We start from the raw sequence: 25,665 nt of genomic DNA on the forward strand, positions 1-25,665 counted from the left end.
TATTCACCATAGTTTCTTTTTGTAATTAAAAGGAGATGTCGATACCAAACTGAAAGGCTCTAGACAGTGGATAAGCTCCATAGTCTTCGCCCGGTGTCAAACCACTTCCGGGTTGCAGATTCACTTCAGGGTTAAATCCGATATAATCAGTCGATATCGCAACATTTGTCACAGAACCGTAGAGTCTGACGCTCTGTGCAAAGTCGGATATGAGCGACTGAGGAAGATTATAGCCTAAAGTGATGTTCTTCAGTTTGATGTATGAACCGTCCTCAACCTGGTAAGACGAAGGCCGGTTATTGTTACCGCCTGAGGCTCTTTCAGCTTTTGGATGTAACCCATTTCCGGGATCTTGCTGAGATCTCCATCGATCGTTTAACACCGCGTAGCTTCCAAAATTGGCCTCACCGTTTTTGAGGTGACGAGCAGTAAGATTGAGCACTTCTCTGCCCTCCACACCTTGCAAAAAGAAACTGAAGTCAAAGTTTTTCCAGTTAAAGCGATTGGTCAATCCCCACGTATAATCAGGATGATAGCTGCCAAGGATTGTGCGGTCATCGGCATCAATAAAACCATCGCCATTTACATCCCTGAATTGAAAGTCTCCCGGTGTGGGATTTCCTTCAAGGTCAACAGGTGCATTGTCAATCTCAGATTGAGTTTGGAAAATACCCACAACTTCGTATCCATAGTAGCTACCGATGGCATCACCTTCCCTGGTGATGTGTCGAACTCCGGCAGCTCCGGGTACGAGAATAGGATCTCCTTCATTCCCTAGTTTTTTAACCTCATTTGTGTTCGTAGAGAAGTTAAAATCTGTTGACCACTGGAAATTACCAACCAAATTTCTTGAAGTAATCTGAACTTCAAATCCTTTGTTTTCAACTTCACCGATATTGGTCAATGCTCGCGTGAAACCTGTAACAGCGGGAATATTCACTTCAAGCAAGAGATCTTCCGTGTTACTGACGTAATAGTCGAACGAACCGTAAATCCGATCGGCCATCAGAGCGTAGTCGAGTCCTACATTAAACTGCTTTGTGGTCTCCCATGTAAGTTCTGAGTTACCCAGAGTTGACGGGATAGTACCGGAGACGGTTTGATCACTTAATACATAATTCGCAGGCCCGAGCAATCCGATTGAACCATAGTTTGGAATGAGGAAGTTACCCGTAACTCCGTAACTAACTCTTGGCTTTATTTCGCTAAACAGATCCTGATCGGCCAAAAATGGTTCACGAGTCATTCTCCAGCCTACAGAAGCAGAAGGGAAGACACCGGTTTGATTATTTGCGCCAAACCGTGACGACCTGTCTGAACGTATGGTACCTGTAAAAAGATATCGATCCTTAAACACATAGTTTACACGAGCCAGGTAAGATACAAGCGACCACTCTTCGATAAATTGCGAGCCATTTGTAACCTGGCCTCCATTTACCGTCTGAATCTGATCATCAGGAAAGTTCTGAGCTTCTACAGAGTTTCTTTCATCACGCTGTTTTTGAACCGTGTAACCGGCAACGGCATCTAAACGGTGATCTTCCCCAAAAGCTGTCTGGTAGGTGATTGTATTTTCCCACAACCAGTTAAAACTTTGAGCTGATGAAGATTGTCCGAATGGTCTTGGATCTCCGCCCCTATAATAGAGTTGTGTTCCCTGGTAGAATGACCGCTGATAGTTATCGAGGTCATATCCAACCATCGATTTGAATTGTAAATTATCCAGAATTTCATATCTCGCATTCAGATTACCATAAATTCTGTTATTTGCAATTCGTTCGTCAATATAATCTCGAACGGCAAGCGGATGGTTGGTTGTAGTCATCGCCCCGCCAAGTTCATTGTGACTACCTTCAAGCTGTCTGTACGTACCGTCTTCATTGTATGGACTTACAACCGGAGATTGTGTCATTGCGGAATAGATTATTCCCGGAGGCGTACCAAAGTAAGGCGCACCGGCTGGTTTTCTATCATGCTCAGTAAAGGCTCCGTTCATGGAAAGGCCAACCTGCATTTTTTCAGACAAATCCGCATTCAAACTAGCATTTAACGAGTATCGATTAAAGGCGGAGCCCTCAACAATACCTGTTTGATCCATATAGCCACCACCTAAGAAGTAAGTAACACTCGATGAACCACCACTGACAGACATATCATAATTCTGCAGTACAGATTGATCAAGTACCAGATCAAGCCAGTCCGTATCTGTACCGTCCCAGTTTACATATGCTTCCGGAATCAGGTGATTCCCTGTAGCGCCGGATGCCTCACGGCCTGCATTTGTTTCTGGGTTATACTGAGGATTATAAAATGGACTGGAAGGATTTGTAGGATCCTGCTCCCTCAGATATGTGTTATTTCTGGCATCCATTGTGTAGTCAATTACCTCTTCAGCATTCATCAGTTCCGGAACATTGAACGGAGTTTGAACACCCATATAGGAACTGAATCTCACCTGTGGCGGTGTATCCTTTCTACCCTGTTTCGTTGTAATCAATACAACACCATTCGAACCTCTTGACCCATAAATAGCTGCTGATGAAGCATCTTTCAGTACTTCAATAGATTCTATATCATTTGGGTTAAGTGTTGACAGTGGATTAGCTCTTGGAGGCTGAAAAGATGATCGCTGTGAACCGATAGATCCCTGCTGGTTATAGTTTTGAGAAAGAGGAACTCCATCAATCACATAAAGGGGATCGTTACCTGCAGAAATGGAACCCGTACCACGGATAACAACCTGAGGAGCAGCTCCGGGCTCACCCGTCGATTCTGCCACATTTACTCCGGCAAGACGACCCTGAAGAGCACTTTCAAAACTGGAAACGGGATTATTCTGAATGGTTTCAGCGTTAATTGAAGAAACAGAACCTGTAACCTCTGTTCTCTGCTGAACACCATAACCTACAACAACTACATCATCGAGCATGGCTACATCAGATGTCATTTCAATAAAGAATTCTGTTTCATCCTCAATGGGAACTTCTTGTCTCACGTATCCCACGTAGGAAAATGCCAAAACTTCACCTCCATCCGGAACGGTTAATGTAAAGCGTCCCTCTGCATCAGTAGTTGTACCGGTCTGAGTTCCGACAACAAAAACCGTAACGCCAAATAGTGGCTCACCGGTTTCGGCATCAACAACCTGGCCTTCTACATCCACCATCAACTCCTCTTCTTCAATCTCTTCAACTACTCTTTCGCGAAGAATGATTTGTCGACTTGAAGTTATGACGGCTTCATACCCTGTATCTTTCAAAATATATTCAAGGGTTTCACCAACACCGATCCTGCTATTTTCCAAAGTCACAAGATCATCATCACTAAATACTCCCGAGTCGAATGCTATTTCCAGATCTGCTTTTTCTGCTACCTGAAAAAGCGCTTCCACAATCGGGATATTTTTAAAGTCTACTGCGATTGGTGATTTCAACACCTGCAGCTGATTACTGTAATCCTTAACGGAAAAGTAAACCAACTGTGGTAACTCCGTTTCCGGAGACTGTACTTGGGTAGATGCCTTTAGTGGCACTAAAGATGATAACATCACCATTAATGCCAGTATAGGCAATCCTTTTAACAACGTAACGGTCTTCATACGCGTGGGTTTTTGGTTTGTGTTATGGTTTTAACGTTTTGTAAAAAATCATTTAATAGATGATCACACGATCTTCATCCACTTCAAATTCAATATCCATGGCCATTTTTATCACATCCATGACTTCTTTTACGGATCTGGTTTTCAGATCAGCAGAAAATTCTTTTTCAAGTAAGGTTTCGTCCGATCCGGTGTAGATAATTTCTATATCGTAGATTCGTTCAATATGCCGGAAAACCTTATGTAATGGATCTTTCTTAAACACAAGTCGTCCGTCCATCCAGGCAAAATAGCTGTCGAGATCTTCTGTCCATACCAAATTCAACTTGTTCTCAGCTACCAGAATGGATCCCTTATAACCTTCGTTTACAATCAATTTCTGGGAGGGATCTGATTCCTGACTTACCTCTACAGTTCCTTCTCTCACAACAACTTCGATAACATCTTCGTCACTATATGATCGCACATCAAACGATGTTCCTACCACTTCAATCAATCCTGACCGGGTTTGAATACGAAATGGACGATTTTTGTCTGATTCAATATCAAAGAATGCCTGACCATGCAGCTCAACTTCTCGCGAGCTTTGACTGAACGTTTCCGGCATAATCAATTTACTTGCCGCATTCAGAGTCACCCTTGAACCATCTCCAAGCTCAACCCTTGCACGCTCAGCAGCACTTGTTTGAATCTCGTTAAATACAGACTGGTGAACCTTTTGCTGCTGTCCGGGTGCATACTGAAGCGTTAAATAACCGGATGCAACGGCCACTAAAACAAGAGCTGCTACTTTCATCAGGTTTGAGAAAAATTGTTGTCGTTTTCTGAGACGCTTAAACTTTAATACACGTGCATTTTTCTCTTTCACATCCGATTGAGAAATATGATCTGAAATTCTCTCCCAATCCTCTTCAAGGTTCAATTCCTCAATAAGAGCGTTTTGTAACCTCTCTTCAGAAGCTTTCCAGATCTGACTCACCGAATGAAGCACACGGCGGTTTTCACTGTTTTCCGCAAGCCACTCTTCTAATTTTTTTGAGTCGGAATCGTCCACAATACCATCAAGATATCGGACAATTACCGGCCATATTTCTTCTTTATCTGACATATTTTTACTTATTTGTTACAGATTAGACAGAGAATAATCTCCGTACCCCCATTCAGAATAATTATTTTTTTAACTGCTACAGATCCAGCCGTTCTCTCAAGAATTGCAACGACTTACCCATCTGGTTTTCCACAGTTTTTCGTGTTATACCCATTACCTCAGCAATCTCTTTGTAGGATAGTCCGTGCTTACGGTAGAGAATAAAGATCGTTTTTCGCCTTTCGGGCAGTTCCTCAACCATTTTCCAAATTTTTTGGGTGAGCTCTTCGGTATTAAAATCATCCAGAGCTCTCTCCTGCAACATATCTCTCTGCTCTTTTAAGCTCTCTTTCAACCTGATCTTCTGCTTATTTTTTTCAAGATGGTTCAGTGATTGATTGCGAACCGCCTGATATAAATAGGCTTTTAAAGAGTGTTTGATATCAAACTCCTCCCTGTTGTCCCAAATCTTAATAAAGACTTCCTGAACAACATCCCGCGACAGATCCAGCGACTTTAAATAACTGTTCGAAAAAACACACAACCTGCTGTAATGGAGATGAAACAATTTTTCAAAAGCACACTGATCCCCTGAACGTATTTGTTCCACAAGTTTATGATGAGTTTTATCAACATCATCCATTAGAGTGTGCTCCGGTTTTTTTAATAGCAGATAGGAATCTTCTTTGAAAGTACAACAATCACAATGAGCATTAAAAGAGAAATGATATATCTAAACCAAAAGTGCATTACATAACACACTATCACCTTGAACCATCAACTGTTTATAGATAGATTATTTACATCTGAAATACAAGACCTTATTAACCGTAATATTTATTCAAGAGAGTTTATAGCGGGTAAAACCTTCAATCGAATCATATTCAGCAAGCCCGAGCTGATCATAAAGCCTGGCTGTTTTCATCGTTCGTTCGTCTGCAATCATCCAGAACTCTCGGCTCTCGGCTCCGGGATATTTAGGCTGGTCTTTTTGAGATGCGTGTTTAAAAATGGCCCGCCGTTTTTTCAATCTTTCATCCGGGCTTAAGGGGACCGCCATGTCAATATCACTGATATCCCAATCTTGCCACACACCTTTATAGAGCCAAACAAAACAGTCTTGCATCCACTCTTCATCTTTGAAATTTCCAAGGGCAGTTCGAATCGCATCCCAGCAAATTCTGTGAGTACCGTGTGGATCTGACAAATCACCGGCTGCATAAATCTGATGCGGCTTCACCTTCTCCATAACATCCTGGATTTTACTGATATCTTTTTCCGAAAGATGATCCTTTTTAGCCCGCCCTGTTTCGTAGAAAGGTAGATTTAGAAAGTTAATATTCTCTTCCGGCAGACCTGAATACCGGCAAGCGGCCCGCGCTTCAGCCTGCCGTATCTTCGTTTTAATTTCCAACATTACCTCAGAATCTGTATCACCGGGAATTTTCTCCTCAACAGATTTCTTTAAATTTTCAAACAGTTTCTGCTCATTTTTGTTTGAACTGTACTGCGAGATAAAATCAGCATACCGAAGTGCTTCATTGTCATACACCGAGATATTACCCGAGGTTTGATAGGCAATGTGCACTTCATGACCGTGGTCGACCAAACGCATCAATGTGCCGCCCATCGAAATCACGTCATCATCGGGATGCGGTGAAAAAATCAACACTCTTTTCGGAAATGGTTCAGCCCGTTCCGGCCGATTCGAATCATCCGCTTTGGGTTTTCCACCCGGCCAACCGGTAATGGTGTGCTGAACCTGATTAAAAACGCGAATATTCACATTGTAGGCGGGACCGTAATCGGTCACAACATCACTCATTCCATGCTGATTATAATCCTCGTCCGTGAGTTTCAGAATAGGCTTTCCGATTTGTAAACTCAGCCATGTGACAGCTTTTCGAATTCGGCGATCGTCCCACTTGCATGGTCCAACCAACCAAGGAGTTTTCCGTCTGGTCAATTCAGAGGCAGCCGCTTCATCCAGTATTATTTTTGTGTTTTCGTGATTCTGAAGAAAAGTGGCCGGAACCTGCGCCGATATTTCACCTTCTACAGATCTTTGAATGATGGACGCTTTTGATTCACCCCAAGCCATCAGGTAGATTTTCTTTGCCTTCAGGATAGTGCCCACACCCATTGTGATGGCTCTTCGAGGCACGTGTTCTTCGCCAAAAAATGAAGCGGCAGCATCTGCCCTTGTAAGCTCATCAAGTGTTACAAGCCGGGTTCGTGTTTTTTCGAGTGATCCCGGTTCATTAAATCCAATATGTCCGGTCCGGCCGATTCCCAAAATCTGTACGTCTAGTCCACCAACCTGCTCAATTTTCTGCTCGTACTCTTTACAATACTGATAGACATCTTCCCGCTCCAAAGTGCCGTCAGGAATGTGTACGTTCTCCTTTTTGATATCGATATGATCAAAAAGATACTCATTCATAAATCTTACGTAGCTCTGCAGCTCTTCCGGCCGGATTGGATAATATTCATCCAGATTGAATGTAACCACGCGCTCAAAACTCAAATCCTCTTCCTTGTGCAACCGAACCAGCTCGCCATAAACCTGAATAGGTGTGGAACCGGTGGCCAAACCAAGTACCGTATTTTGTCCGATTTGATTTCGGGCACGAATTAAACCGGCGATCTCTTTCGCAACAACATGCGAGGCCTCTCTTGCATCAGAAAAGATGTTCGTATCAATCTTTTCAAATATTTTCTGGCCCAGGTGATCGGTTAATTCCATAATTAATGGTACTTATAGTTTAATAGATACTTATCAGATAAAGAATTCTTTCGGATGACAGCTTGCCCCTTTTGATCAGAATTTAGCCGGATGTAAGCCATTACTATAGCTTACACCCAGAAAACCTTTCTTCTTTTTGATCTCCAGAGACTGCAACTCCGATTAAGCTGCAGTTACCAATGGATTAATTCTGGATATCGCGGGACATATCTTCCAGTGTACGCCCTTTCGTTTCAACTATAAAACGCTTCACAAAGAAGAACGCGATGACACCGAATCCTGCATATATACCGTATGATAATCCGAGACCAATAGACGCCAGCAGTACGGGGAAAGTCATTGTAATTGTGAAGTTTGACAACCAGTGAATCAAACCACAGACTGCGAGAGCAGCACCCCGGAACTGATTAGGAAACATTTCACCCAGCATAACCCACATAATCGGGCCCCAAGTGAAAGCAAAAAACGCAATATATCCATTGGCTGAAAGCAGGGCGTACAAACCCATATTCCCCTCAAGCTGCAGTGAACCTCCGTCGGCTACAGCCGCCGTGCCAAATATTAATGCCAGTATTCCCAGCATCACTGCCTGTCCCAGCGCACCGATCATTAAAAGCGGCTTCCGCCCTACTTTATCAACCAGGGCAATGGCCACAAATGTAAAGAGCACGTTTACGGATCCACTGATTACATTCTGAAGAAGTGCATTCTCTTCCGTAAAACCGGCTGCCTGCCAGAGTGTTGCGCCGTAGTAAAAAACCACGTTAATGCCTGTAAACTGCTGCAGTGTTGTTAAACCCAACCCTACCCAAATGATCGGCTGAATTTTCCCGGTATGCTTGGAAATAATATCTGAAAGCTTTGGCTTTCGATTTTTCTCAAGGGTTGACTGAATATCCTTAATCTTTTCATTTGCGGTATCTTCGTAAGAAAGACTGTTTAAAACCGCTTTAGCTTTTTCCAGTTTTCCTGCCGCAACCAAATATCTTGGGGATTCAGGAATAAATAGAAGTCCTAAAAAGAAAAATCCGGCAGGTATCATTTCAACCCAGAACATCCATTGCCAGGCGTCAAAACCACCCCAGAAAGGTTCCGTGGCACCGCCGGCACTTCCCGCAATATTGTAGTTACTGATAAAAGCGATAAACAGACCGATTACAATCATCAGCTGCATTAAAGTGGTTAAAGCACCCCGAACCTTAGGTGGAGCAATTTCACTAATGTAAGCCGGCACCAATACGCTGGCAGCCCCCACAGCAAACCCTCCTAATATTCTGGCCATAACAAATATTAAAGACGAACCGGCTGCACCGGAGCCATATGCGCTAATAATAAATGCAACGGCAGTAATCAGTAAAATGGGTTTTCGACCAAATTTGTCAGCCAGGTTTCCACCAAAAAAAGCTCCAAGTGCACATCCCAGCAACATCGAGGCGACATTGAAGCCCGTCCCGACAGCATCGGAATTAAATGCCTCCTGTAACGCCCCCACCGTACCGTTGATCACACCGCTATCAAATCCAAAAAGAAACCCTCCGATAGCCGCAATAGTTGACAGGAAGATCACTCTTCCCATATTGTCAGTTCTTACTTTATTCGTATCGCTTTTATTTTCCATACCTTAATTATGTTTTAAATATAGCCGTCGATTAAAGATCCAATACATAGAGCGAATAAATCATAGTGAAGACAGATTAAAAAATTGTAGCCCCCACTCCAATCTTAAATTCGATGGAATCTATAAAAATTTTATCGAAATCAAATTTTCTATTTTTAATCTCTTCTTAAAATCTAATCTGATATCTCATTTTATATCTGTCCAAAACAATTTCCCCATTCTACAGGAGAGCTGATCAACATGAACAAACTCTTATCAGGGGAAAGCTGTTTGCTATTTTTTTAGCATGAAGATGTCTCGACTACGTACCGACAAAAGCCTCGGAACTTTGCTACCAATGACAGATTGGAAGCAAAAACATTTTAAAGGCTTCGAAATCCCCTCTCGAGAGGGGACAGAATCACAAAACAGCGCGAAGCGTTGGTTTTGTGATTCAGGGGTGTGTTCGAATAAGGGCGTGAAAGGTAAAACCAGTTCTTCACCAGATCAACGTATGCAACACACCCCTCGCTAAACTCACCCGGCTTCGCCGTTTCGTTTACGCTTTTCCCCTCTCAAGAGGGGATTATACAGACTGTCACCGGTAGCGACTAATTTTGCCCAAAAAGCGGGGCAACACTATTTCAGAAGTGACAGAATAAATCTCCCCTTGAGGGGAGTACGGCTTTAGCCGGGAGGGGTGTTTGATGCGCAATTAGAAGCTTTTCCTAATCTGTCACCGATAGCAGAATGCAGGTAGTTGGTTTCAAATCGTTGGCAAAACCCATTCAGATTCAATCAATAATAATGATTCATCCCACTTTTCAAAATGTTTGGTACAGCTGTGCCCTCATTTAAATAAATAATCTTTCATTCAATTTCTTATTGCAAAGAGAGGTGAAAGCTCCCTATATTTAGAATCTATCAACGACACGAAATGCCCGAGTGGCGGAATTGGTAGACGCGTGCGCTTCAGGTGCGTATGTCCTCACGGACGTGAAGGTTCAAGTCCTTTCTCGGGTACAAATATAAGCCTGTCAGCTTTGCTGGCGGGCTTTTTTTTTCTGTAAACTTCTTTTCAATTTATAAATCCGAGCGTTGTTGTTGCGAAGCAGTGCTTCGCGGTTCAAGTCCTCTCTCGGGTACAAATATAAGCCTGTCAAGCTTTGCATGCAGGCTTTTTTCTGTAAACTTGCTATTCGGCTTTTATCTGACTTGTTGTTGAAAGCAGTAGCTGAAACAGGTTACGAGTCACTCTCTCGGGTACACTTAAAAATATAAAGCCATGCAAATTAATAACTTGCATGGCTTTTTTGTTTTAAGTGAAACATTAGTGAAACAAATAGTGGGTAATTAACCCAAATGTTGCACGCTTTAAAGCAGATACAGAGTGCGCTCCCGTCAATAAAAGGTCAAGTCAAAAGCTGTAAATATCCTTATTCCGTGATCTGCCTCCGAATTTCTATCCGGTTTAGCCCACTAATCGTTTATGATGCAGTGAAGTCCCATTGGCCTCAACCTTTTACCGGATATCGGATACTTCTCGCTGGTTTTTTGCCAAATAGATTTTTTATGATCTTCGAACCAATATCCTTAGTCGGATGATGATCCAGATCAGGTATTTGTTCAGAAATTTTTTGATTTAAATTCCACAGAAGTGCACTTTCGCTGTTTTGTAAAATAATTTTCCCACCCGACTCATATACATTTTTCGCGCCTGCAATCCCATCCACCCCGCCGCCTGACAAGAAAATAGTAAGTATTTTATTTCCATAAGCCTGTGTAGCAGACCGAAGTGTCACATCAATAGAGGGCCGGTTTTTATTCTCCCTTGGTCCTTTATGTATTCCAAGCACTTTACGATAGCCGTCACTTTTTATAATCGTGTGATATCCTCCCGGTGCCAGATATATTTGACCCGGTATAAGCGGACTATCATTTTGCGCCTCTCTAACGTTCATTTCTGTGATTCTATCCAGTTCTGAAGCAAATTTCCTCGAATAAATTTTAGGCATATGCTGTACGATTACAACCGGTGTGGGAAGTCCCGTTGGCAATTCAGAAACAAGTTGAAACAGCTCTTTCACTCCTCCGGTACATCCCGCGATGACTACTAACTCAACACTCGATGAAAGTTTTTGAGGCTTTTGATCCAAGACCTTTTCAACATCCGGAATGGTTAAATCTGATGATTGGATAACTGATAGCAAGTTCGTATTCAACTCTCCAATCACCCGGATAAGCGGAACGACTCTTTTACGGAAATGGCGTTTAGAAAGGGTAATCCCGCTGTTCCTATCCGGTTTTGTAATAAATTCTACTGCACCCAATTTTAGAGCTTTCAATGTTATAGATGCCCCTTTTTTACTCAATGGAGCCATAATAACGACAGGCAGACCCGGCCGGTTTTTCCGAATCGACTCTACCAGTTGTATCTCATCCTTCGTGTCAGCGTCTAACCCCAAAAAAAGCACATCCGGCTGAATCCGATCTATTTCATTCTCAATTTCCTGCACACTTTTTAAATCCAGAGAGACCGTAGATTGCACCTCATCCATCTCCTTGAAAATAGATACCAGGATTTGACGAATTAGCACGTGTGAATCGACCACGAGTACTTTAAATGATTTTTTAATCTCTCCGGACATCATCACTTTATTTTAAGTTTTCGAGATAATGTTGAAAAGAGTTGCTTTCTCCGGCATAACCGTCTATCTAAAATGATATTCAGTTTAAAACCAAGTTCTCTCGATAAATGAGCAACAGAGCATGTCAAACTTTCTCAACAATTCTTATTAAATGTAACGTATCAAGGATTGGAGCTAGTACATTAATCAGAGCTAATATCTTGTTGTAATATTTTCTTAGAACTCTTTGTAATCCGGGTTAAACTTTTTCTTCTATTACACTGTAGATCCTCAATTCAACCTGATGAGTTTTGCCGTCTTTCACCATTTTAATCTTGGTCACCTTACCGTTTGACGTAATCTTTTCTCCATCCATTTTTCCGGCTAATTTGCCGGTCTCAACACCATCCGGATTTTCAACTTTTATGATATACCCGGTTCCATTCTCATCAGGTTTGTAACGGATTGTATATTCTTTCCAGGATTTCGAAATAGCCGGACTGAGAATGATGTAATCTCCTTCTACCTTGAACCCTAAAACAGACTCCAGCATCACACGATACATCCATCCGCCGGAACCTGTATACCAGGTCCAGCCTCCCATGCCGGTCAATGGCGGTTCACCGTAAACATCGGCGGCGACTACATACGGTTCAACTCTATACTGTAGACATTTATCTAATGTTGATGCGTGATTAATCGGGTTCACCATGTTCAGGTAGTTCACTGCTTTTTCTCCCTTGCCGAGTTCCGCCATGGCCTTGATCAGCCAAAGTGCACCGTGCGTATACTGCCCGCCATTTTCTCGAACTCCCGGAATATACCCTTTGATGTAGCCCGGATTTTTTTCGGTTTTATCGAACGGCGGATTGAGCAATCGAATAATACCGTCTGACTCAGAAATAAGATGTTTTTCTGCCGACTGCAGTGCCTTATGGGCACGCTCATCCGTTGCCACACCGGAGATCACAGCCCATGCCTGAGAGATCGCGTCAATTTTACACTCTTCATTCTGTATCGAACCGAGCGGAGTTCCATCATCATAAAACGCCCGCAAATACCACTCTCCATCCCAGCCTTCCCTGTTCAGTCGCAACTCCAGATCCGATGCCGTTTTCTTATATCTATCAACCCGGTCAGCATCCCCCATTTTTTCACAAATTGGAATAAAGCGCTGCAGAGTATCATAGATGAAGAAACCCAGCCAGACACTCTCACCTCTTCCCTCTTCGCCCACACGGTTCATCCCGTCATTCCAGTCACCCGCACCTATTAGCGGAAGTCCGTGCTGACCGAACTGAAGCGAAATATCAATTGCTCTGCAGCAGTGTTCGTAGAGAGAACCGGTTTTCTCGGTAACCTGTGGAGTGAGATATACTTCATGCTCATCATCTTCCAGTGAACGGGCATTGATGTAGGAAACCTCTTCATTCAGAATATCTGCATCACCGGTTACCCGTAAATAGTGATCCGTTACGTAAGGCAGCCAGAGTCGGTCGTCCGTGATTTTTGATCGAATTCCTCTTCCTGTTGGCGGATGCCACCAGTGCAGTACATCCCCCTCTTCAAACTGTTTCGAAGCATGAAGCAAAATCTGTTTTCTGGTCAGATCCGGATCTACGTAAAGCAGTGCCATGGAATCCTGTAGCTGATCCCGAAATCCAAAGGCTCCTCCGGCTTGATAGTAGGCTGTCCTTCCCCACATTCGGCTGGATAAATTTTGATAGGTCAGCCATCCGTTTACCATCAGATCTATCGACTTGTCCGGTGTTTCAACCTGTACTTTTCCATTTTTCTCTGACCAGTAATTCTTTACATCATTGAGAGCTGACTCTGCCTCTTCACTGTCTCTGTATTTTAACAGGATTTCCTTCGCATCTTTTTCACTTTTAGCTTCACCGTCAATAAAATAGACAACTCTTTTTTCACCTTTCTGTATTTCCAGATTGAGCTGAAGAGCTGCACATGGGTCTGAGCCAATGTTAATCTGATTTTCGAGGTTTTGAGATTTACAAATAGATAAAGGATTGCTTAAAGATCGGTTCCGACCAATAAAATTCTCTCTTTCTGTAGTGTAAAAGACCTCCTGTTCATTTTCGGACATGTAAACTCCTGAAAACGCAACCCTGCCGGCAAACTCATTATTGTAGAAGTTTTTGGAGATCAGCGTGTTCATTTCATCCACAAAATTGGAGATAATATATCTCGATGAGCTATTCCGGCTCACTCCCAATACCCGGTCTGAATATCTGAAAAGTGAAAGAGAACGTACGCTGTTATCCAAATTCTCAATCACCAGACGGCTGATTTTTACAGATTCATTCAGCGGTACATAGTGGGTCAACTCCTGACTCAGTCCTGCGCTTATGTGATAAAATGTAGTGGTTCCGAATCCATGAGCAACCTCGTAGTTTCCATTTCCCGGAACAGGGCCCGGCGCCGGAGACCAAAATATTCTGTTTTCATTATCGCGGATATAAAATGCTTCTGAGTGCGGATCTAAAACCGGATCGTTGGACCAGGTGGTCATTTTATTTTCACGGCTGTTTTCACTCCAGGTATAGCCTGCACCGCTTTCGGTTATCAAAGAGCCGAAATCCGGGTTTGAAAGCACATTCACCCAGGGAGCCGGCGGAAAAACGTGGCGATTGGTTTCCGGATCAATTTTTATCTGAATCCGATACTCTTTTCCATCTTTACTGAACCCTCCAAACCCGTTGAAATAGAGTAAATTTTCTTCGCTTTGAACAGGCACCGAATCATCATCAAACTCCACAGATACAGGTTCAAAATCTTCTTCAGTATCAAGACTCAACCAGGATTTTGTCTCCATTCCTTTCTGAATCAGATCCTCTTTTGCAGGAAGTTTACGTCTGAACTGCGCATGCGCTACGCTGTTAACCAAAGCCAGATCCTCCGGTGGCATTTTATCCGTTCGGTGTAGAAAAATCCCCCCAAATTTATTCATGAATCCTCTCTCAGATGATGATTCAATCAGCTGAATAATGGCTTCATGAACTTCATCAGCGTAACTCGGAGCGTGATCATTCAGGATCAGAAGCTCTGTCTGCAACCCTTTTAATCTCCAGAAAGCGTGTGCCTTCAACATTTTCTTCAGATGTTTAATCTGATCTGTCTGATCCATCTTAAATATTACCAATGGCAGATCGCCGGAAATTCCATAAACCCAAAGATCCTGCTGTTTCTTTCTGTTTTCAGTCAGCATTGATGGATCTCCCCGGTATTTCAAATTGGAGTAGATCACGTACGAAGCCAGCTCCTGGAAATAGTGCGCTTCTTTTGAATTGATTTCTACATGATTCAGCTCAACGGAACTGTATACATCGGCCAGGTCGAAGGCTCTGAATACAGCTAATGAATTGTCGTACATATCAGCCATCTGAACGGCTTCCTGTTCCGATTTGGCATAACCCAGTCCGAAAGAAAAAATAACTTTCTCACCCGGCCCTAGCTTTATTTTTTTCCGGAGGCTCATAATCGGATCCGATACATTCCCAAGCGAATACTCCAATCTTGATTCCCTGTCCATCGCTTTGGGATGATTGAGTGTTCTTCCTCTCCCGATAAATTTAGATCGCTCCGTTTCGAACTGAAGCGGTTCGGTTAAATTTTCTTTCTCTTCTCCGGCAAATGTGTGCACCATCCACATGGGGGACTCTTTATCACTCCGGGGCCGTCGTTTTGCCAGCAGCGCGTGATGTTCAGCCAGGTAGTCTGTTTGAATAAACAGCTTGGAAAATGCCGGGTGCGAGTTGTGATCCTTTCTCTGATTCAGCACAACCTCTGCGTAACTCGTCACCTCAAGCTCTCTCTCTTTATCAGAATAGTTGGTCAGCGTGATTTTCCGGAGTTCGATTGGATAGTCGGGTGACACACAAACCTCAGTTGTTGTCTCAATCCACTCATCGACTCTGGAAGTAACCACTTTTCCGTTGTGAAACCAGCTGTCATACCGGTCCGGCTTACGTTTTACAGGCTGATGACCTGCAGACCAGAATTCATCGGTTTTTAAATCCTTGATGTACACAAAAACTCCCAGCGGATCGGTCGTCGGATCAGGATTCCAGCCATTAAGCGTAACTCCGTTATACTGGGCATTGCCTGTACCGGAGTGAGTCAGCAAACTTGAAAAACTGCCGTTCGACAGCAGACGCAATCTTGGCGGACTGATGTCCAGTTCCCCCATACCCGCATGCTCTACAATATTTTGAATGGTTTCCTGCTCTCCCGGTTCCAGTTCCACCTCAATCGGATGAGGTTCTTTAATCGGCACGCCTCTCGGTACCCGCTCTTGCAGGATTAATTCACAACCCTGAATTCTTGGATCAGCATGGAAATAATCCTGAATCACATTGTCATTCAAAAAATTCTCCAACGCAATAAGTCCCATTCCGTGATGGTGAACCATGTACGATTTTACCACCTTGAATGATTCCCCGCTGTTTAGTCTGGAGGGTGTAAAGTCAATAGCATCAAAAAATCCATGCAGCCCTGATCCACCCTTTTTCTCTATTCGCTTCAGGTTTTTTATGGATGAGGCGGGATCTACGGAAAGTGACAATAGTGATGCATACGGAGCTACAACATACTCCTCAGCAAGTCCGCGCTTTAGTCCCAAACCGGGTGCTCCGAATGCCCGGTACTGGTAGTGCATATTCAGATTTAAATTGTAGTAGGCACTTTCTGAAAATCCCCATGGCTTACTATTTTCTTTTACCATACTCCTGTTGCCACTTCACAACATTTTCGTAGGTATGATCCATCAAAGTTTCAGGGATACTCTTCATGAATAAAAGCGGCATCAAATATTCAAACATGGTACCTCCCCAGGAGAGCAGTATTTCATTCCGGTTCAAACTTGTAAGCCTTCTGCTCAATCTGAACCAATGCTCCACCGGAATATCACCTTTGGCGATGGCAATGTACGATGCAATTCTGGCTTCGCTTGCCAACAGATCGTATGTGCTTTTATCAAGCTGAGACCGATCTACATTAAACCCGATGCTAAAAAGCCCTCGCTTCTTCAGATATAGAAATGTAAAGTTCATCTCTTCGATCAATTTTTCACAAATCGAAATAATTTGATCTGTCTGACTTTTCCACTGTTTCAACAGAAGCACACACTGTGAATTTTCACTTTTATCCTTCATCATATCATCCAGCATTTCAGGAGAGTATTCAGACAGATCCATCGATGAATCTTCGCACAAACATTTCCATTCAGCGATCGATTTTTCCAGCTGGCGAAGCGGACTTTCCACCCAATAGCGCAAATCCTGCATGTATTGGTCATCGTAGTGACTGCCTAATGGCAACAAGTCAACTGCGCTCAAGTGGGTGGCATCTTCTTTAATTTCCCGGAGCAATTCTAACCCTGATTTTTTACTTCGGTCCACTTTATCCAGAATGGTTGCTGTAATTGATTGAATATCCCGAAAGCAGGGATTGCTACCGGGGCAATCATCTTCAAGCTCTAAAAAAATATTCTGAACCGCTCTGACGGTATCTTTTAAACCCTCCCAAAATTCAGAATTCAAGGGTTGTTTTTTCGAAGCAGCTTTAATTCCCTCTTTCGCCGTAATCAGGCCTGCAGCCAAATTTCCCGAGTCAACGGTAGAAATATATCTGGGATTTAATACATGCCCCATTGTGGTTTGATACCAGTTAAAGAAATGCCCTTTATATCGCTCCAATCTTTCAAGTGAAAGAAGCGTGTTTTCCATTCTATCCAGCAGCTCACTATACGTGATGTATCCCCTGTTATAGGCTACAAGATTTGCAACCAAAGCCAGGCCAATGTTGGTCGGTGATGTTCTGTCGGCCGGGGGCAACGGGGGATCAACCTGATAATTATCCGGCGGCAGCCACGACTGCTGTTCCGTAACCCACCGTTCAAAAAAGAACCAGGTTCGCCTGCTGTATTCTCTAAGCAATAAATAATCTGACTCATCAGCTTCGGCTTTTTTAGACTTGACAGGTTGACTTATATACCAAACGTATAACGGGGCACCGGTCCAAAACACAAAAAAAGGAACCATTGTCCACAAATAACCGGGATTTATAAAAAGCGCGCCGGCTATTATAGATACACCCAGTACAGTGGGTATGATCATCATTCTCAAATAGGCCGGTAAAGAATTCGGACTGCTCGATTCTGTTTGAGAGGCCGTAGTCCACTCCAGTAAATTTCTCCTTGAGAAATTTAGACGATAAAGCGTGCGGAAGATTGCATCCAGTTGTACTACAGCCTGATGGGGCAAAATTATAACCACAAACAGTGCCTGAACGGTGTTGATCCTCAGGTTGGCGCGTACTTTTTCCAGGTAGAGACGCCATCGTACCCTTGCCGGCCGGTTGATAATATCGGTTGACAAACTTACATATATCGGAAATGCCAGAATTCCGAATGCGAAAAGTGTCCAGAGCCATGCAGAGCCCGGAAGAAAAAACCAGCCTGATATAAAAAAGAGCGTCAGGAAAAATGGATTCAACGATCTACGGAGATTGTCAAAAATCTTCCACTTCGAAAGAATGTTGATCCGGTTTTTCTCCTCTCCCTGTTGTGTAGGTACATTTTTAAAAAGCCAGGAAGCAATTTGCCAGTCTCCGCGTGTCCAGCGATGATTTCTATTGCTGTAGCTCGCGTACGTCAGCGGATAATCATCGTACAATTCAATGTCCGATGCGAGCCCCGTTCTTAAGTAAGTGCTTTCGATCAGATCATGCGATAGAATCCGGTTTTCCGGAAAACAACCACTCATTACTTCATGAAATGCCGTGACGTCATAAATTCCCTTACCCGTAAAAACCGCTTCCCCCGTCAAATCCTGATAAATATCGGATACCGCTGTCGAGTAGGGATCAAGCCCGACATTTCCCGAAAATATCTTTGAAAACCACGTTTTTCGAGCTGATGCCGGCGGAATGGATATTCTGGGCTGAATGATGGCATAACCGGAAGTAATCCTCTTCTTCTCCTGATTGTAAAAGGCACGGTTCAGAGGATGAGCAATCGTTCTGATCAGGTTGATGGCACTGTCGGGCGGCAGTTTTGTATCCGAATCCAGCGTAATTATATAGTTCACTTTATCACGCTGAAGCGACTCCATCAAATTTCCTGCAATAAATGAATACGTCGTTTTCGCATTGGGATCAGACAAAAGCATGTTGAACTCTTCCAGCTTTCCCCGTTTTCGCTCCCAACCCATCCAAACTCCTTCAGATTCATTCCAGATTCGATCTCTGTGCAGTACGAAAAACTTATCACCGTAAGCTGAAGAATATTTTTCATTCAACTCAGAAATGGCTTGTTTGGCAGCATCCAGGATTTCCTGATCGACCGGTTCTGTTTCATTCAATGAATCATGAAAATCCGAAAGAAGCGCAAACTGTAATCCCGGATGCGGATTTGCCAGAGATCTGATTTCAAGCCGATTGATTTGGTCTCTCACATCTTCGACCGATGAAAACATAGTTGGAACCACAACCAATGTTCTGAACGCGTCAGGAATGCTGTCCCTGAAATCCATTTTATTTAATTTTCTGGGCGGGAGTAGAAATGCAAAAAAGCGGTTGACGGCAGATACAGACAGATCGAGTGCCGGGAATAGTGAAACCAGTAAAACCGATATCGCAACAAATGGTGATTCACTGATTGCGTCCGTAACCAACCACAAGATCACCATCAGAACAATTGTGTGGAAAATAATTGTGGCAATATACCAAAATGGCTTTTTTTCAAACCACTTCTGAAATCTCTCCCGGAACGGCATTCGATATCCCAAATCTGATGCAAAATTCCTGTAGCCTTTACCCACCAGGTAATAACCGATATGCTCTTTTACTGCAGACCGGTTGTAGAGTGAATCCAAATCACCTTCACCCTGCTCATTTAATCGGCCCTGATCTTCTGCTAAAATGAGCACCTTTTCAGCCACATCCGTTTCAGAATTCCCTGAATGGCGGCTTATTCGTTCAACAACCCTCCGGTAGTGATCCCGCGTTTCAAAATCCATATTTGAGTAGGCACCATACGGATCAAGTCGCAGAATCTGATCCACAATGGAACACTCTTCTACAAAGTCTGACCAATTTGTTTCTGAAGATTCACGAAGCGTAATAACCGCATTTTGAATACTGACCTGCAGCCGGGACTGGCGCTGTGCATCAATGCGCATCGCATCATCAATTGATAGATCCAGCTTTTTAAATCTGTAATTAAACCAGCGTTTTTGTTCTTCCTGTAACAGTCCGGCCTGCAATAACTGGTTATAGAGTTCAATCAGAGCAAGAACGTTCTCATCTGTATTCCTATATTTTTCAATCCAATCAGATAGTGAACTAATCAGTTTACCGGGTTCATTAATATCATTTTCATTTTTTTTGCTAATCAGTTCATTTACTTCCTTCCAAATCTCTTTTCGGTCTATAATCCTGGAGGCTTTTTCAGAAAGATTCTGAATGAGTAACAATCGAATCATAATTGGGATGGCCCAAATCTCACCCAATTTGAGCGTTTCAAACTGCTGATAGTGCTGTATATAATGGATCAAAACCTCTTCATCTACAAGATTGTCTGAATGTAAGAGATAGTTCATGATAAGCTCATAAACCCTGGGCAACCCTTCATATTCCCCGTTTGCAAGCGCTGGAATATTTCTTTGAAATTCGCGGGGAAAATCCTCACTCACCTGGACAATCTGTTCCTGAATGATGTAAAAATTGTCGATCAGCCACTCAGCTGCAGGAGAAAGATCTTTATTTTGCTTGGCCATGCCCGACAATATCCGATAGGCATTAACCAATATCTTTTTTGAATTTTCAAGAATGGGCTTAACCGGACGTATTTTTTTTGAGGAATCAGAAACGGAATGCAACTCTGCCAGATTTGTCGCACTCTCTTTTAAATAGTTAATATTGTAAGATATCTTGGATTCCTGATCCATTTCACTCTCTATGGTCATGTTTCAGAATTGAGTTTCTCTCATATCAATATCCGCTTCTTATCTCACAGACGGATAAGGAATTCTTGAATCTGTTTGAAAGTATTTCTCATTCCTAACGTAGGAATTGCCCCAATTCCCATTCTCATTCAACCCAGTCGTTCTCTGTCTCCAGCGGACGATACTTATTCCAGATCTGCTGAATTGCTTTTGGCATTTGTCCGCGAATATCATCCATCTCTCCGGGTGTAGTTCTATCGTATAACAATTCTATTACAACCCGGAATGCTTCATCTGCAGAGATAGGGTTGGCATTACCAAGATCTTTTTTGATTCTGGACATAAACTCCTCGGCATTCAGTTTATCAGGTTTCCCTGACGGCTTATATCCTTCAAAAAAGATGCCTCGTATTAAAACCGGAAGCTGCGCAGAGAGTTGAAAAACCTCTTCTATGGTTGTACGATCTCTTAGTGTATGCAGCACCGCTCTTAGGCAACCGTAAGACCAATCAGTCCGGTCCGGGAAACCTGCTCGATCACCAATTTCCAACAGCCACTCATTTGCCTCTTTGCTGTGTTTATCAAAATTTACTTGAATGCTCATTTTATTCTCCTTTGATTCATTTTTTATGTGGTACCTCTTTATATAAAGTGAGCAGATTATCTTACAATCTACACTGTAAAAGACACTCTCCTTTGTAGTACAGATGTGAATCTCTTTGTACTATTATATAGTAAGACTGAATTAGGAACACCCCTACAGTACAGAGCAAAAACGGATTGAAGGGATACAACCCAACAAAATCCCTGTACAACTGACATATCATTCGTTTTTGGGACGAGGAAGTGGTTGATGATATCGACAATGTAATTCAGGCAAACGAAATCACCGTCCTCAACTAGCAAGAAAAGCTCAGTCTCTAAAATCCACTCTTGAGAAGGGAAATGCGTAGGCGAGTGAGCGAAGCTAGTCGAGTCAAGCGAGGGGTAGACATGCTCGCAAAGAAGTGCAAGTGTTTAAGGCTGAATAAAATAATTATTCTTGGAATACACTTTTTTTCAAGCCATTACCCAAACATCAAGTAAAACCACAGAAGAGAATATCAGGATAGTTTATTGGCCAATCACCACTCAAACACTCCAAAATTATCATCTTGCAGCATCTCGTTAACTTCATCTAGGTCAAAATATTCCGGATCGTACTGCCCTCCAATCCACTCTTTATACATTTCATGCTCCGGATGAGAGGGATTATTCAACGCTTTTTTAAACTCCTGAAATCCCCAGATGCCGCCGACGTCCTCGGGCGGACAGTTCATGGCTCCGTCTGTACAAACAGGAAGTGGTTCCTCACAGTTTTCAATTATTTCTTCGAGAGTGATAATGTGCTCCCAGCCATCACCGAAATCGTATTCGTAGCGAATCTTATCACTCTTCTCCTCCAAAAGCCTGTCGATAGTATATCCGGTGTAATCGATACCTGCAGAATCCAGGAAGTCGTCGTCTATTGGAGGTTCCAGGAAAACTCTTCCCTTAATAAACTGGTGTAGATGAGAATTAGTCCAGCCCATGGCCGTCTGGATTACTTTATGGAGATCACTTAGCAGGATATCGGCGGGAATGATCAATTTCCGCCAGATTTTGGGTTTTGAGCCTGCAAGTTCGAGTTTAATTTGGTAAGCGGATTTCTTCATGTTTTGCACACTATTTTTAGAGTTTATAAGAGAATTATCTTTAGTCTTTCAAAGATGCGTTTTTGCCTTATACAATCTACTGATTGGAGGTAGTAGTTCACAGAATAAACGTAAAACACACTTATCACAAATCCGAACATAACTAATCTGTACGCAGGTAAACAGTTATTGAGTCTTGAAACTAAAATGAACTATAGAATTCCCACTGCTAACACTCTTCCTCTCAAACAGTTCTTGTTTAAAATATCGCACATTAAACAAACTCCAATAACCTGACAGGAGGCTATGGAGATAATACTACACGCAGTTAACTGCAATTCTTACATAGCATTACCACCTAAGTATTTATACTACTATTGAGTTCTTTGAGCTATTGAGAGTAAACGGATTAAGGGCACAATTTAATCTGCTACTACGGTGCAGGTTGAATCTATCAGAAAATTGTCCGCTGATAAATCAAGGTATCTTCAACAAAAGGAGTGCCTGATTGTGCCCCGGTCTGAATTTGTGGTTAATGTTGAGCAAACGAGAGGTTCAAAATCAGCCGGAGAGAAAAAAGAGAGAGGTTCGGTTAAGAAACTCGAAGTCAACAGTTAGGGGTGTCTTGAATCCATCAAGGCTGAGAATATACCCTTTGAACTTGAAATCCGATCATACGGGACGTAAGGAAATTGTTGACTTCGATCCAATTAAGAGAGGAAGTAGCCCCGTAATCAGAAATCTGATTACGGGGCTTTTTTTTGAATTATTATATATGGGGTATAACTATGGAGTTTAAATCAATTTTTGATGCTACAAAACCATTTTAGATGCTTAGATGCTCTGAATTTAAGTTCGATTCAGCTCCAAAGGAGTGCCGGTCAGTAACATCGTGCAGCGCGCGATGATAACAAGTCAAAAGGTTCAAAAGCCCCAACGCGGGCGTAAGCTTAACAGTTTAATCCCAAACATATCGTTCATCAAAATCAACTCCGTAGTTTTTTAAGAACTTCCTATACTCATCCTTAAATGTTATCTTTTGATGGTGTTCGTGCTGATTCTTTATGTATTCAATTACAGTGTCTACATGTTTTGGGGATACTGAGAAAATCCCATAACCATCCTGCCAATAGAAATTAGAATAGGGTTTACCCATTGTTTTGATCCATTTTGATGATCCCTGCTTGATTTGTTGAACCAAAGCCATCTGGGCGACTTTTCTAGAAAGAAGGCATAAAAGATGAATGTGATTTTTGTGTCCTCCTACCTGAACGGGATTACATTCTAACTCTTTACAAATCCCCCCAACATAATTGTAAAGATCATTTTCAATCAGGTCGTCAATCAGATTTTTTCTGTGCTTTGTGCTGAAAATTATATGCGTATAAACCTTGGAAAGTGATTGAGGCATAAGCAACGTTTTGACGGATTTACGCCCTTACAGGGCTTTCTTTTTTGGTCGGCGCTTTGGCATAGTGCTCTGCACTATGTTATTGACTTTGCCCCTTTAGGGCAAGCAAGTCCATTGATGTAAATAAATCAACCATTTGTTGTACACAAACAAACCAAGAACTAGCAGTTTTGGTACTATTTCCAATACCCACACTTGCTATTACGCCAAAAATGATATTCGAATTAAATGAAACTCCCTCTTTACCAATAATGATTGCCATTGAAAGCCCCACAATCAAGCCAACGGATATGTACCAATAAATTAGTGTACCGGTTAATCCAGTCATTATTACCTTCCCAATACGTTTATTATGTGGATGATCCAGCCGGTTTTGTGCCATTTTTTTCGCTTTCGCGATTATCGGGTCTGCACCCTAAACCGACCGGTCATCCAAATCTACTTTCACGCCTTTTGATCTTCCAGAACAAATGTAATTTTCGCATTCACCCTGAATTTGACCACTTTATTATTCTCTACAATTCCCTTGATGTTTTCACAATAAACACTTCGGATATTATGAACTGTTTTTGATGCTTCTTTTACCGCATTTGTTACAGCTCCCTCCATTGTACTTCCTTCGGCAATCACTTCAATTACTTTTGCTAAAGACATGACTCCTCCTTTTTAATCTTCTCTTGTTTATTATTTCAAATCCCTTGTTAAAGATCTCAATTTCTTCTGCTTTTGATTGTCCCTCATCTGTAAGGCACTTGTAAAGTAATCACTGCTATAAGTGTCAGCAATTCTCAAACTTGAACAGATCAGTGATGGTAATTTACGCTGTCAAGGTTTTCCTACACCCGGCTCGGTTTTTCCATGAGTCCATCTCCATCATTCTGCCGATACAGCATCTGCGAAGTAATGATTAACATTATAAACAGAGATAAAACTCTCTGTAAAATATTTGATCAACTTTAGTCCGGAGAGATTATGAAATCATATGAAAAGAGAATCAGGATTGTCCTGGACGTTCCCAAAGCGACTACTGCATACCATAAACTGATGGAGCAGTGGGAAAATGAAGGGGGAGCAATCACGGTAAAACACGACAGTGAACCAATACCTGAGGCAAAGCTTCCATTCCGTGAAGGTGAAGCATTCCAGGTTGTACGAGGAACCATCGATTTTGTTGAAGATGAGGTTTATTACTTAGTGGATGTAATGAAAGTAGATATCGAATAATACATTTAACGTGAATTTCATATTCAATCAAAAGATAGGTGTACATCATGAAGCTGATGATTGTTTACGGTTCCACTGAGGGACAAACTCGCAGAATTAGTGAGTTTCTCCGGGATGAATCTGAAATAGCCGGACATGTTCCCACTCTGTTTGACGCGATGGTTACTCCGCCTGCACCTGATCCTTCTGAATTTGATGCTGTATTGATAGCCGCATCACTGCACGGTGGGAAATATCAAGTAACTGTAAAAGATTTTGTTCAGAAATATCATGGCAACCTCAATCAAATGAATTCATGTTTTCTTTCCGTGAGTCTTACGGCTGCTACCGATGAGCCTGAGTCGTGGAAAGAGCTCAAACAACATACCGAAGATTTTCTACTGGAAACCGGATGGAAACCCAAATTTATTGAACAAATTGCCGGGGCACTCCTCTACACTCAGTACGACTATTTCAAACGTTTTATCATGCGTATGATCAGTCGCCGGTCCGGTGGCGATACCGATACAACCCAGGATCATGAATATACTGACTGGGATCAGGTTCGTGGTGTAATTCGCAAAATTGAAAAACTGCCGTAAGCTTTTTACTGAAAATCTACAGGCTGATTCAAAGAAATATTACACACGTTTTTACCTAACCCTTACGTCAAAAAAGTTTGGCGTTTTTTATACTGCAGTAGAGTTTATTGACATACTGAAGGGAATTAAGAGCACAGAGTAATTCTTATGCTACGGCA

15 protein-coding genes, 1 tRNA gene and 1 riboswitch are annotated in these 25,665 nt (G+C 42.4%); of the genes, 3 read left to right on the plus strand and 13 right to left on the minus strand.

Annotated features, from left to right (window positions below; all coding sequences use genetic code 11):
* Positions 1 to 25 precede the first annotated feature (25 nt).
* The 5 genes from U5K35_RS16115 to U5K35_RS16135 all read right to left on the minus strand — a co-directional run bounded on the left by U5K35_RS16115 (position 26) and on the right by U5K35_RS16135 (position 9,049).
* Positions 26 to 3,598 (minus strand): TonB-dependent receptor, encoded by a 3,573-nt coding sequence (locus U5K35_RS16115; RefSeq protein WP_322572528.1) that lies wholly within the window; start codon positions 3,596 to 3,598, stop codon positions 26 to 28.
* A 52-nt stretch (positions 3,599 to 3,650) separates the two neighbouring features.
* A complete protein-coding gene (locus tag U5K35_RS16120; RefSeq protein WP_322572529.1) occupies positions 3,651 to 4,706 on the minus strand; it encodes a FecR family protein in 1,056 nt (351 codons plus the stop codon).
* Positions 4,707 to 4,782: 76 nt separating this feature from the next.
* The gene (locus tag U5K35_RS16125; protein WP_322572530.1) at positions 4,783 to 5,328 is read right to left on the minus strand and encodes an RNA polymerase sigma-70 factor; all 546 of its coding nucleotides are present in this window, start codon (positions 5,326 to 5,328) and stop codon (positions 4,783 to 4,785) included.
* 198 nt (positions 5,329 to 5,526) lie between these two features.
* On the minus strand, positions 5,527 to 7,431 hold the full coding sequence (gene nagB / locus U5K35_RS16130) for a glucosamine-6-phosphate deaminase (protein WP_322572531.1): 1,905 nt from the start codon (positions 7,429 to 7,431) through the stop codon (positions 5,527 to 5,529).
* Positions 7,432 to 7,615: 184 nt separating this feature from the next.
* The gene (locus tag U5K35_RS16135) at positions 7,616 to 9,049 is read right to left on the minus strand and encodes a sugar porter family MFS transporter (protein ID WP_322572532.1); all 1,434 of its coding nucleotides are present in this window, start codon (positions 9,047 to 9,049) and stop codon (positions 7,616 to 7,618) included.
* A gap of 918 nt (positions 9,050 to 9,967) precedes the next feature.
* On the opposite strand from U5K35_RS16135, the gene U5K35_RS16140 reads away from it, so the two are divergent.
* A tRNA-Leu gene (locus U5K35_RS16140) sits at positions 9,968 to 10,051 on the plus strand.
* Between the two features lie 491 nt (positions 10,052 to 10,542).
* Here the strand turns inward: U5K35_RS16140 and U5K35_RS16145 are convergent.
* From U5K35_RS16145 to U5K35_RS16180, 8 genes are all read right to left on the minus strand, one after another.
* Entirely contained in the window at positions 10,543 to 11,679 is a 1,137-nt protein-coding gene (locus U5K35_RS16145; protein ID WP_322572533.1) for a chemotaxis protein CheB, read from the minus strand.
* A gap of 235 nt (positions 11,680 to 11,914) precedes the next feature.
* Positions 11,915 to 16,396 (minus strand): GH36-type glycosyl hydrolase domain-containing protein, encoded by a 4,482-nt coding sequence (locus tag U5K35_RS16150; protein ID WP_322572534.1) that lies wholly within the window; start codon positions 16,394 to 16,396, stop codon positions 11,915 to 11,917.
* Positions 16,380 to 20,639 carry a glycosyltransferase family 2 protein gene (locus tag U5K35_RS16155; protein ID WP_322572535.1) on the minus strand — a complete coding sequence of 1,420 codons (4,260 nt, stop codon included), beginning with the start codon at positions 20,637 to 20,639 and terminating at the stop codon, positions 16,380 to 16,382. Before U5K35_RS16155 ends, U5K35_RS16150 begins: the two co-directional genes overlap by 17 nt.
* Positions 20,640 to 20,763: 124 nt before the next feature.
* The gene (locus U5K35_RS16160) at positions 20,764 to 21,222 is read right to left on the minus strand and encodes a DUF2267 domain-containing protein (protein ID WP_322572536.1); all 459 of its coding nucleotides are present in this window, start codon (positions 21,220 to 21,222) and stop codon (positions 20,764 to 20,766) included.
* A gap of 520 nt (positions 21,223 to 21,742) precedes the next feature.
* Complete coding sequence (locus U5K35_RS16165) at positions 21,743 to 22,312, minus strand: plasmid pRiA4b ORF-3 family protein (RefSeq protein ID WP_322572537.1); 570 nt, start codon at positions 22,310 to 22,312, stop codon at positions 21,743 to 21,745.
* 585 nt (positions 22,313 to 22,897) lie between these two features.
* Positions 22,898 to 22,998, plus strand: a riboswitch (TPP riboswitch).
* Positions 22,999 to 23,249: 251 nt separating this feature from the next.
* Positions 23,250 to 23,702 carry an IS200/IS605 family transposase gene (gene tnpA, locus U5K35_RS16170; RefSeq protein ID WP_322572538.1) on the minus strand — a complete coding sequence of 151 codons (453 nt, stop codon included), beginning with the start codon at positions 23,700 to 23,702 and terminating at the stop codon, positions 23,250 to 23,252.
* A 79-nt stretch (positions 23,703 to 23,781) separates the two neighbouring features.
* Positions 23,782 to 24,084, minus strand: coding sequence for a hypothetical protein (locus U5K35_RS16175; RefSeq protein ID WP_322572539.1), 303 nt, complete (start codon positions 24,082 to 24,084; stop codon positions 23,782 to 23,784).
* 62 nt (positions 24,085 to 24,146) lie between these two features.
* On the minus strand, positions 24,147 to 24,356 hold the full coding sequence (locus tag U5K35_RS16180; protein WP_322572540.1) for a dodecin family protein: 210 nt from the start codon (positions 24,354 to 24,356) through the stop codon (positions 24,147 to 24,149).
* A gap of 318 nt (positions 24,357 to 24,674) precedes the next feature.
* Here U5K35_RS16180 and U5K35_RS16185 point away from each other — a divergent pair, with 318 nt between their 5' ends.
* Positions 24,675 to 24,926, plus strand: coding sequence for a hypothetical protein (locus tag U5K35_RS16185; RefSeq protein ID WP_322572541.1), 252 nt, complete (start codon positions 24,675 to 24,677; stop codon positions 24,924 to 24,926).
* A gap of 47 nt (positions 24,927 to 24,973) precedes the next feature.
* Positions 24,974 to 25,507 carry a flavodoxin domain-containing protein gene (locus U5K35_RS16190; RefSeq protein WP_322572542.1) on the plus strand — a complete coding sequence of 178 codons (534 nt, stop codon included), beginning with the start codon at positions 24,974 to 24,976 and terminating at the stop codon, positions 25,505 to 25,507.
* Positions 25,508 to 25,665 lie beyond the last annotated feature (158 nt).

Source organism: Rhodohalobacter sp. (genome assembly GCF_034521535.1).
GTDB lineage: Bacteria > Bacteroidota > Rhodothermia > Balneolales > Balneolaceae > Rhodohalobacter.

Excerpts from the sequence above, each read along its gene's own strand:
- U5K35_RS16185 (WP_322572541.1), top strand. The coding sequence starts at position 24,675 with ATGAAATCATATGAAAAGAGAATCAGGATTGTCCTGGACGTTCCCAAA.
- U5K35_RS16150 (WP_322572534.1), bottom strand. The coding sequence starts at position 16,396 with ATGGTAAAAGAAAATAGTAAGCCATGGGGATTTTCAGAAAGTGCCTAC.
- U5K35_RS16120 (WP_322572529.1), bottom strand. The coding sequence starts at position 4,706 with ATGTCAGATAAAGAAGAAATATGGCCGGTAATTGTCCGATATCTTGAT.
- U5K35_RS16165 (WP_322572537.1), bottom strand. The coding sequence starts at position 22,312 with ATGAAGAAATCCGCTTACCAAATTAAACTCGAACTTGCAGGCTCAAAA.
- U5K35_RS16190 (WP_322572542.1), top strand. The coding sequence starts at position 24,974 with ATGAAGCTGATGATTGTTTACGGTTCCACTGAGGGACAAACTCGCAGA.
- U5K35_RS16155 (WP_322572535.1), bottom strand. The coding sequence starts at position 20,639 with ATGACCATAGAGAGTGAAATGGATCAGGAATCCAAGATATCTTACAAT.
- nagB (WP_322572531.1), bottom strand. The coding sequence starts at position 7,431 with ATGGAATTAACCGATCACCTGGGCCAGAAAATATTTGAAAAGATTGAT.
- U5K35_RS16115 (WP_322572528.1), bottom strand. The coding sequence starts at position 3,598 with ATGAAGACCGTTACGTTGTTAAAAGGATTGCCTATACTGGCATTAATG.
- U5K35_RS16180 (WP_322572540.1), bottom strand. The coding sequence starts at position 24,356 with ATGTCTTTAGCAAAAGTAATTGAAGTGATTGCCGAAGGAAGTACAATG.
- U5K35_RS16125 (WP_322572530.1), bottom strand. The coding sequence starts at position 5,328 with ATGGATGATGTTGATAAAACTCATCATAAACTTGTGGAACAAATACGT.
- tnpA (WP_322572538.1), bottom strand. The coding sequence starts at position 23,702 with ATGCCTCAATCACTTTCCAAGGTTTATACGCATATAATTTTCAGCACA.
- U5K35_RS16145 (WP_322572533.1), bottom strand. The coding sequence starts at position 11,679 with ATGATGTCCGGAGAGATTAAAAAATCATTTAAAGTACTCGTGGTCGAT.
- U5K35_RS16135 (WP_322572532.1), bottom strand. The coding sequence starts at position 9,049 with ATGGAAAATAAAAGCGATACGAATAAAGTAAGAACTGACAATATGGGA.
- U5K35_RS16175 (WP_322572539.1), bottom strand. The coding sequence starts at position 24,084 with ATGGCACAAAACCGGCTGGATCATCCACATAATAAACGTATTGGGAAG.
- U5K35_RS16160 (WP_322572536.1), bottom strand. The coding sequence starts at position 21,222 with ATGAGCATTCAAGTAAATTTTGATAAACACAGCAAAGAGGCAAATGAG.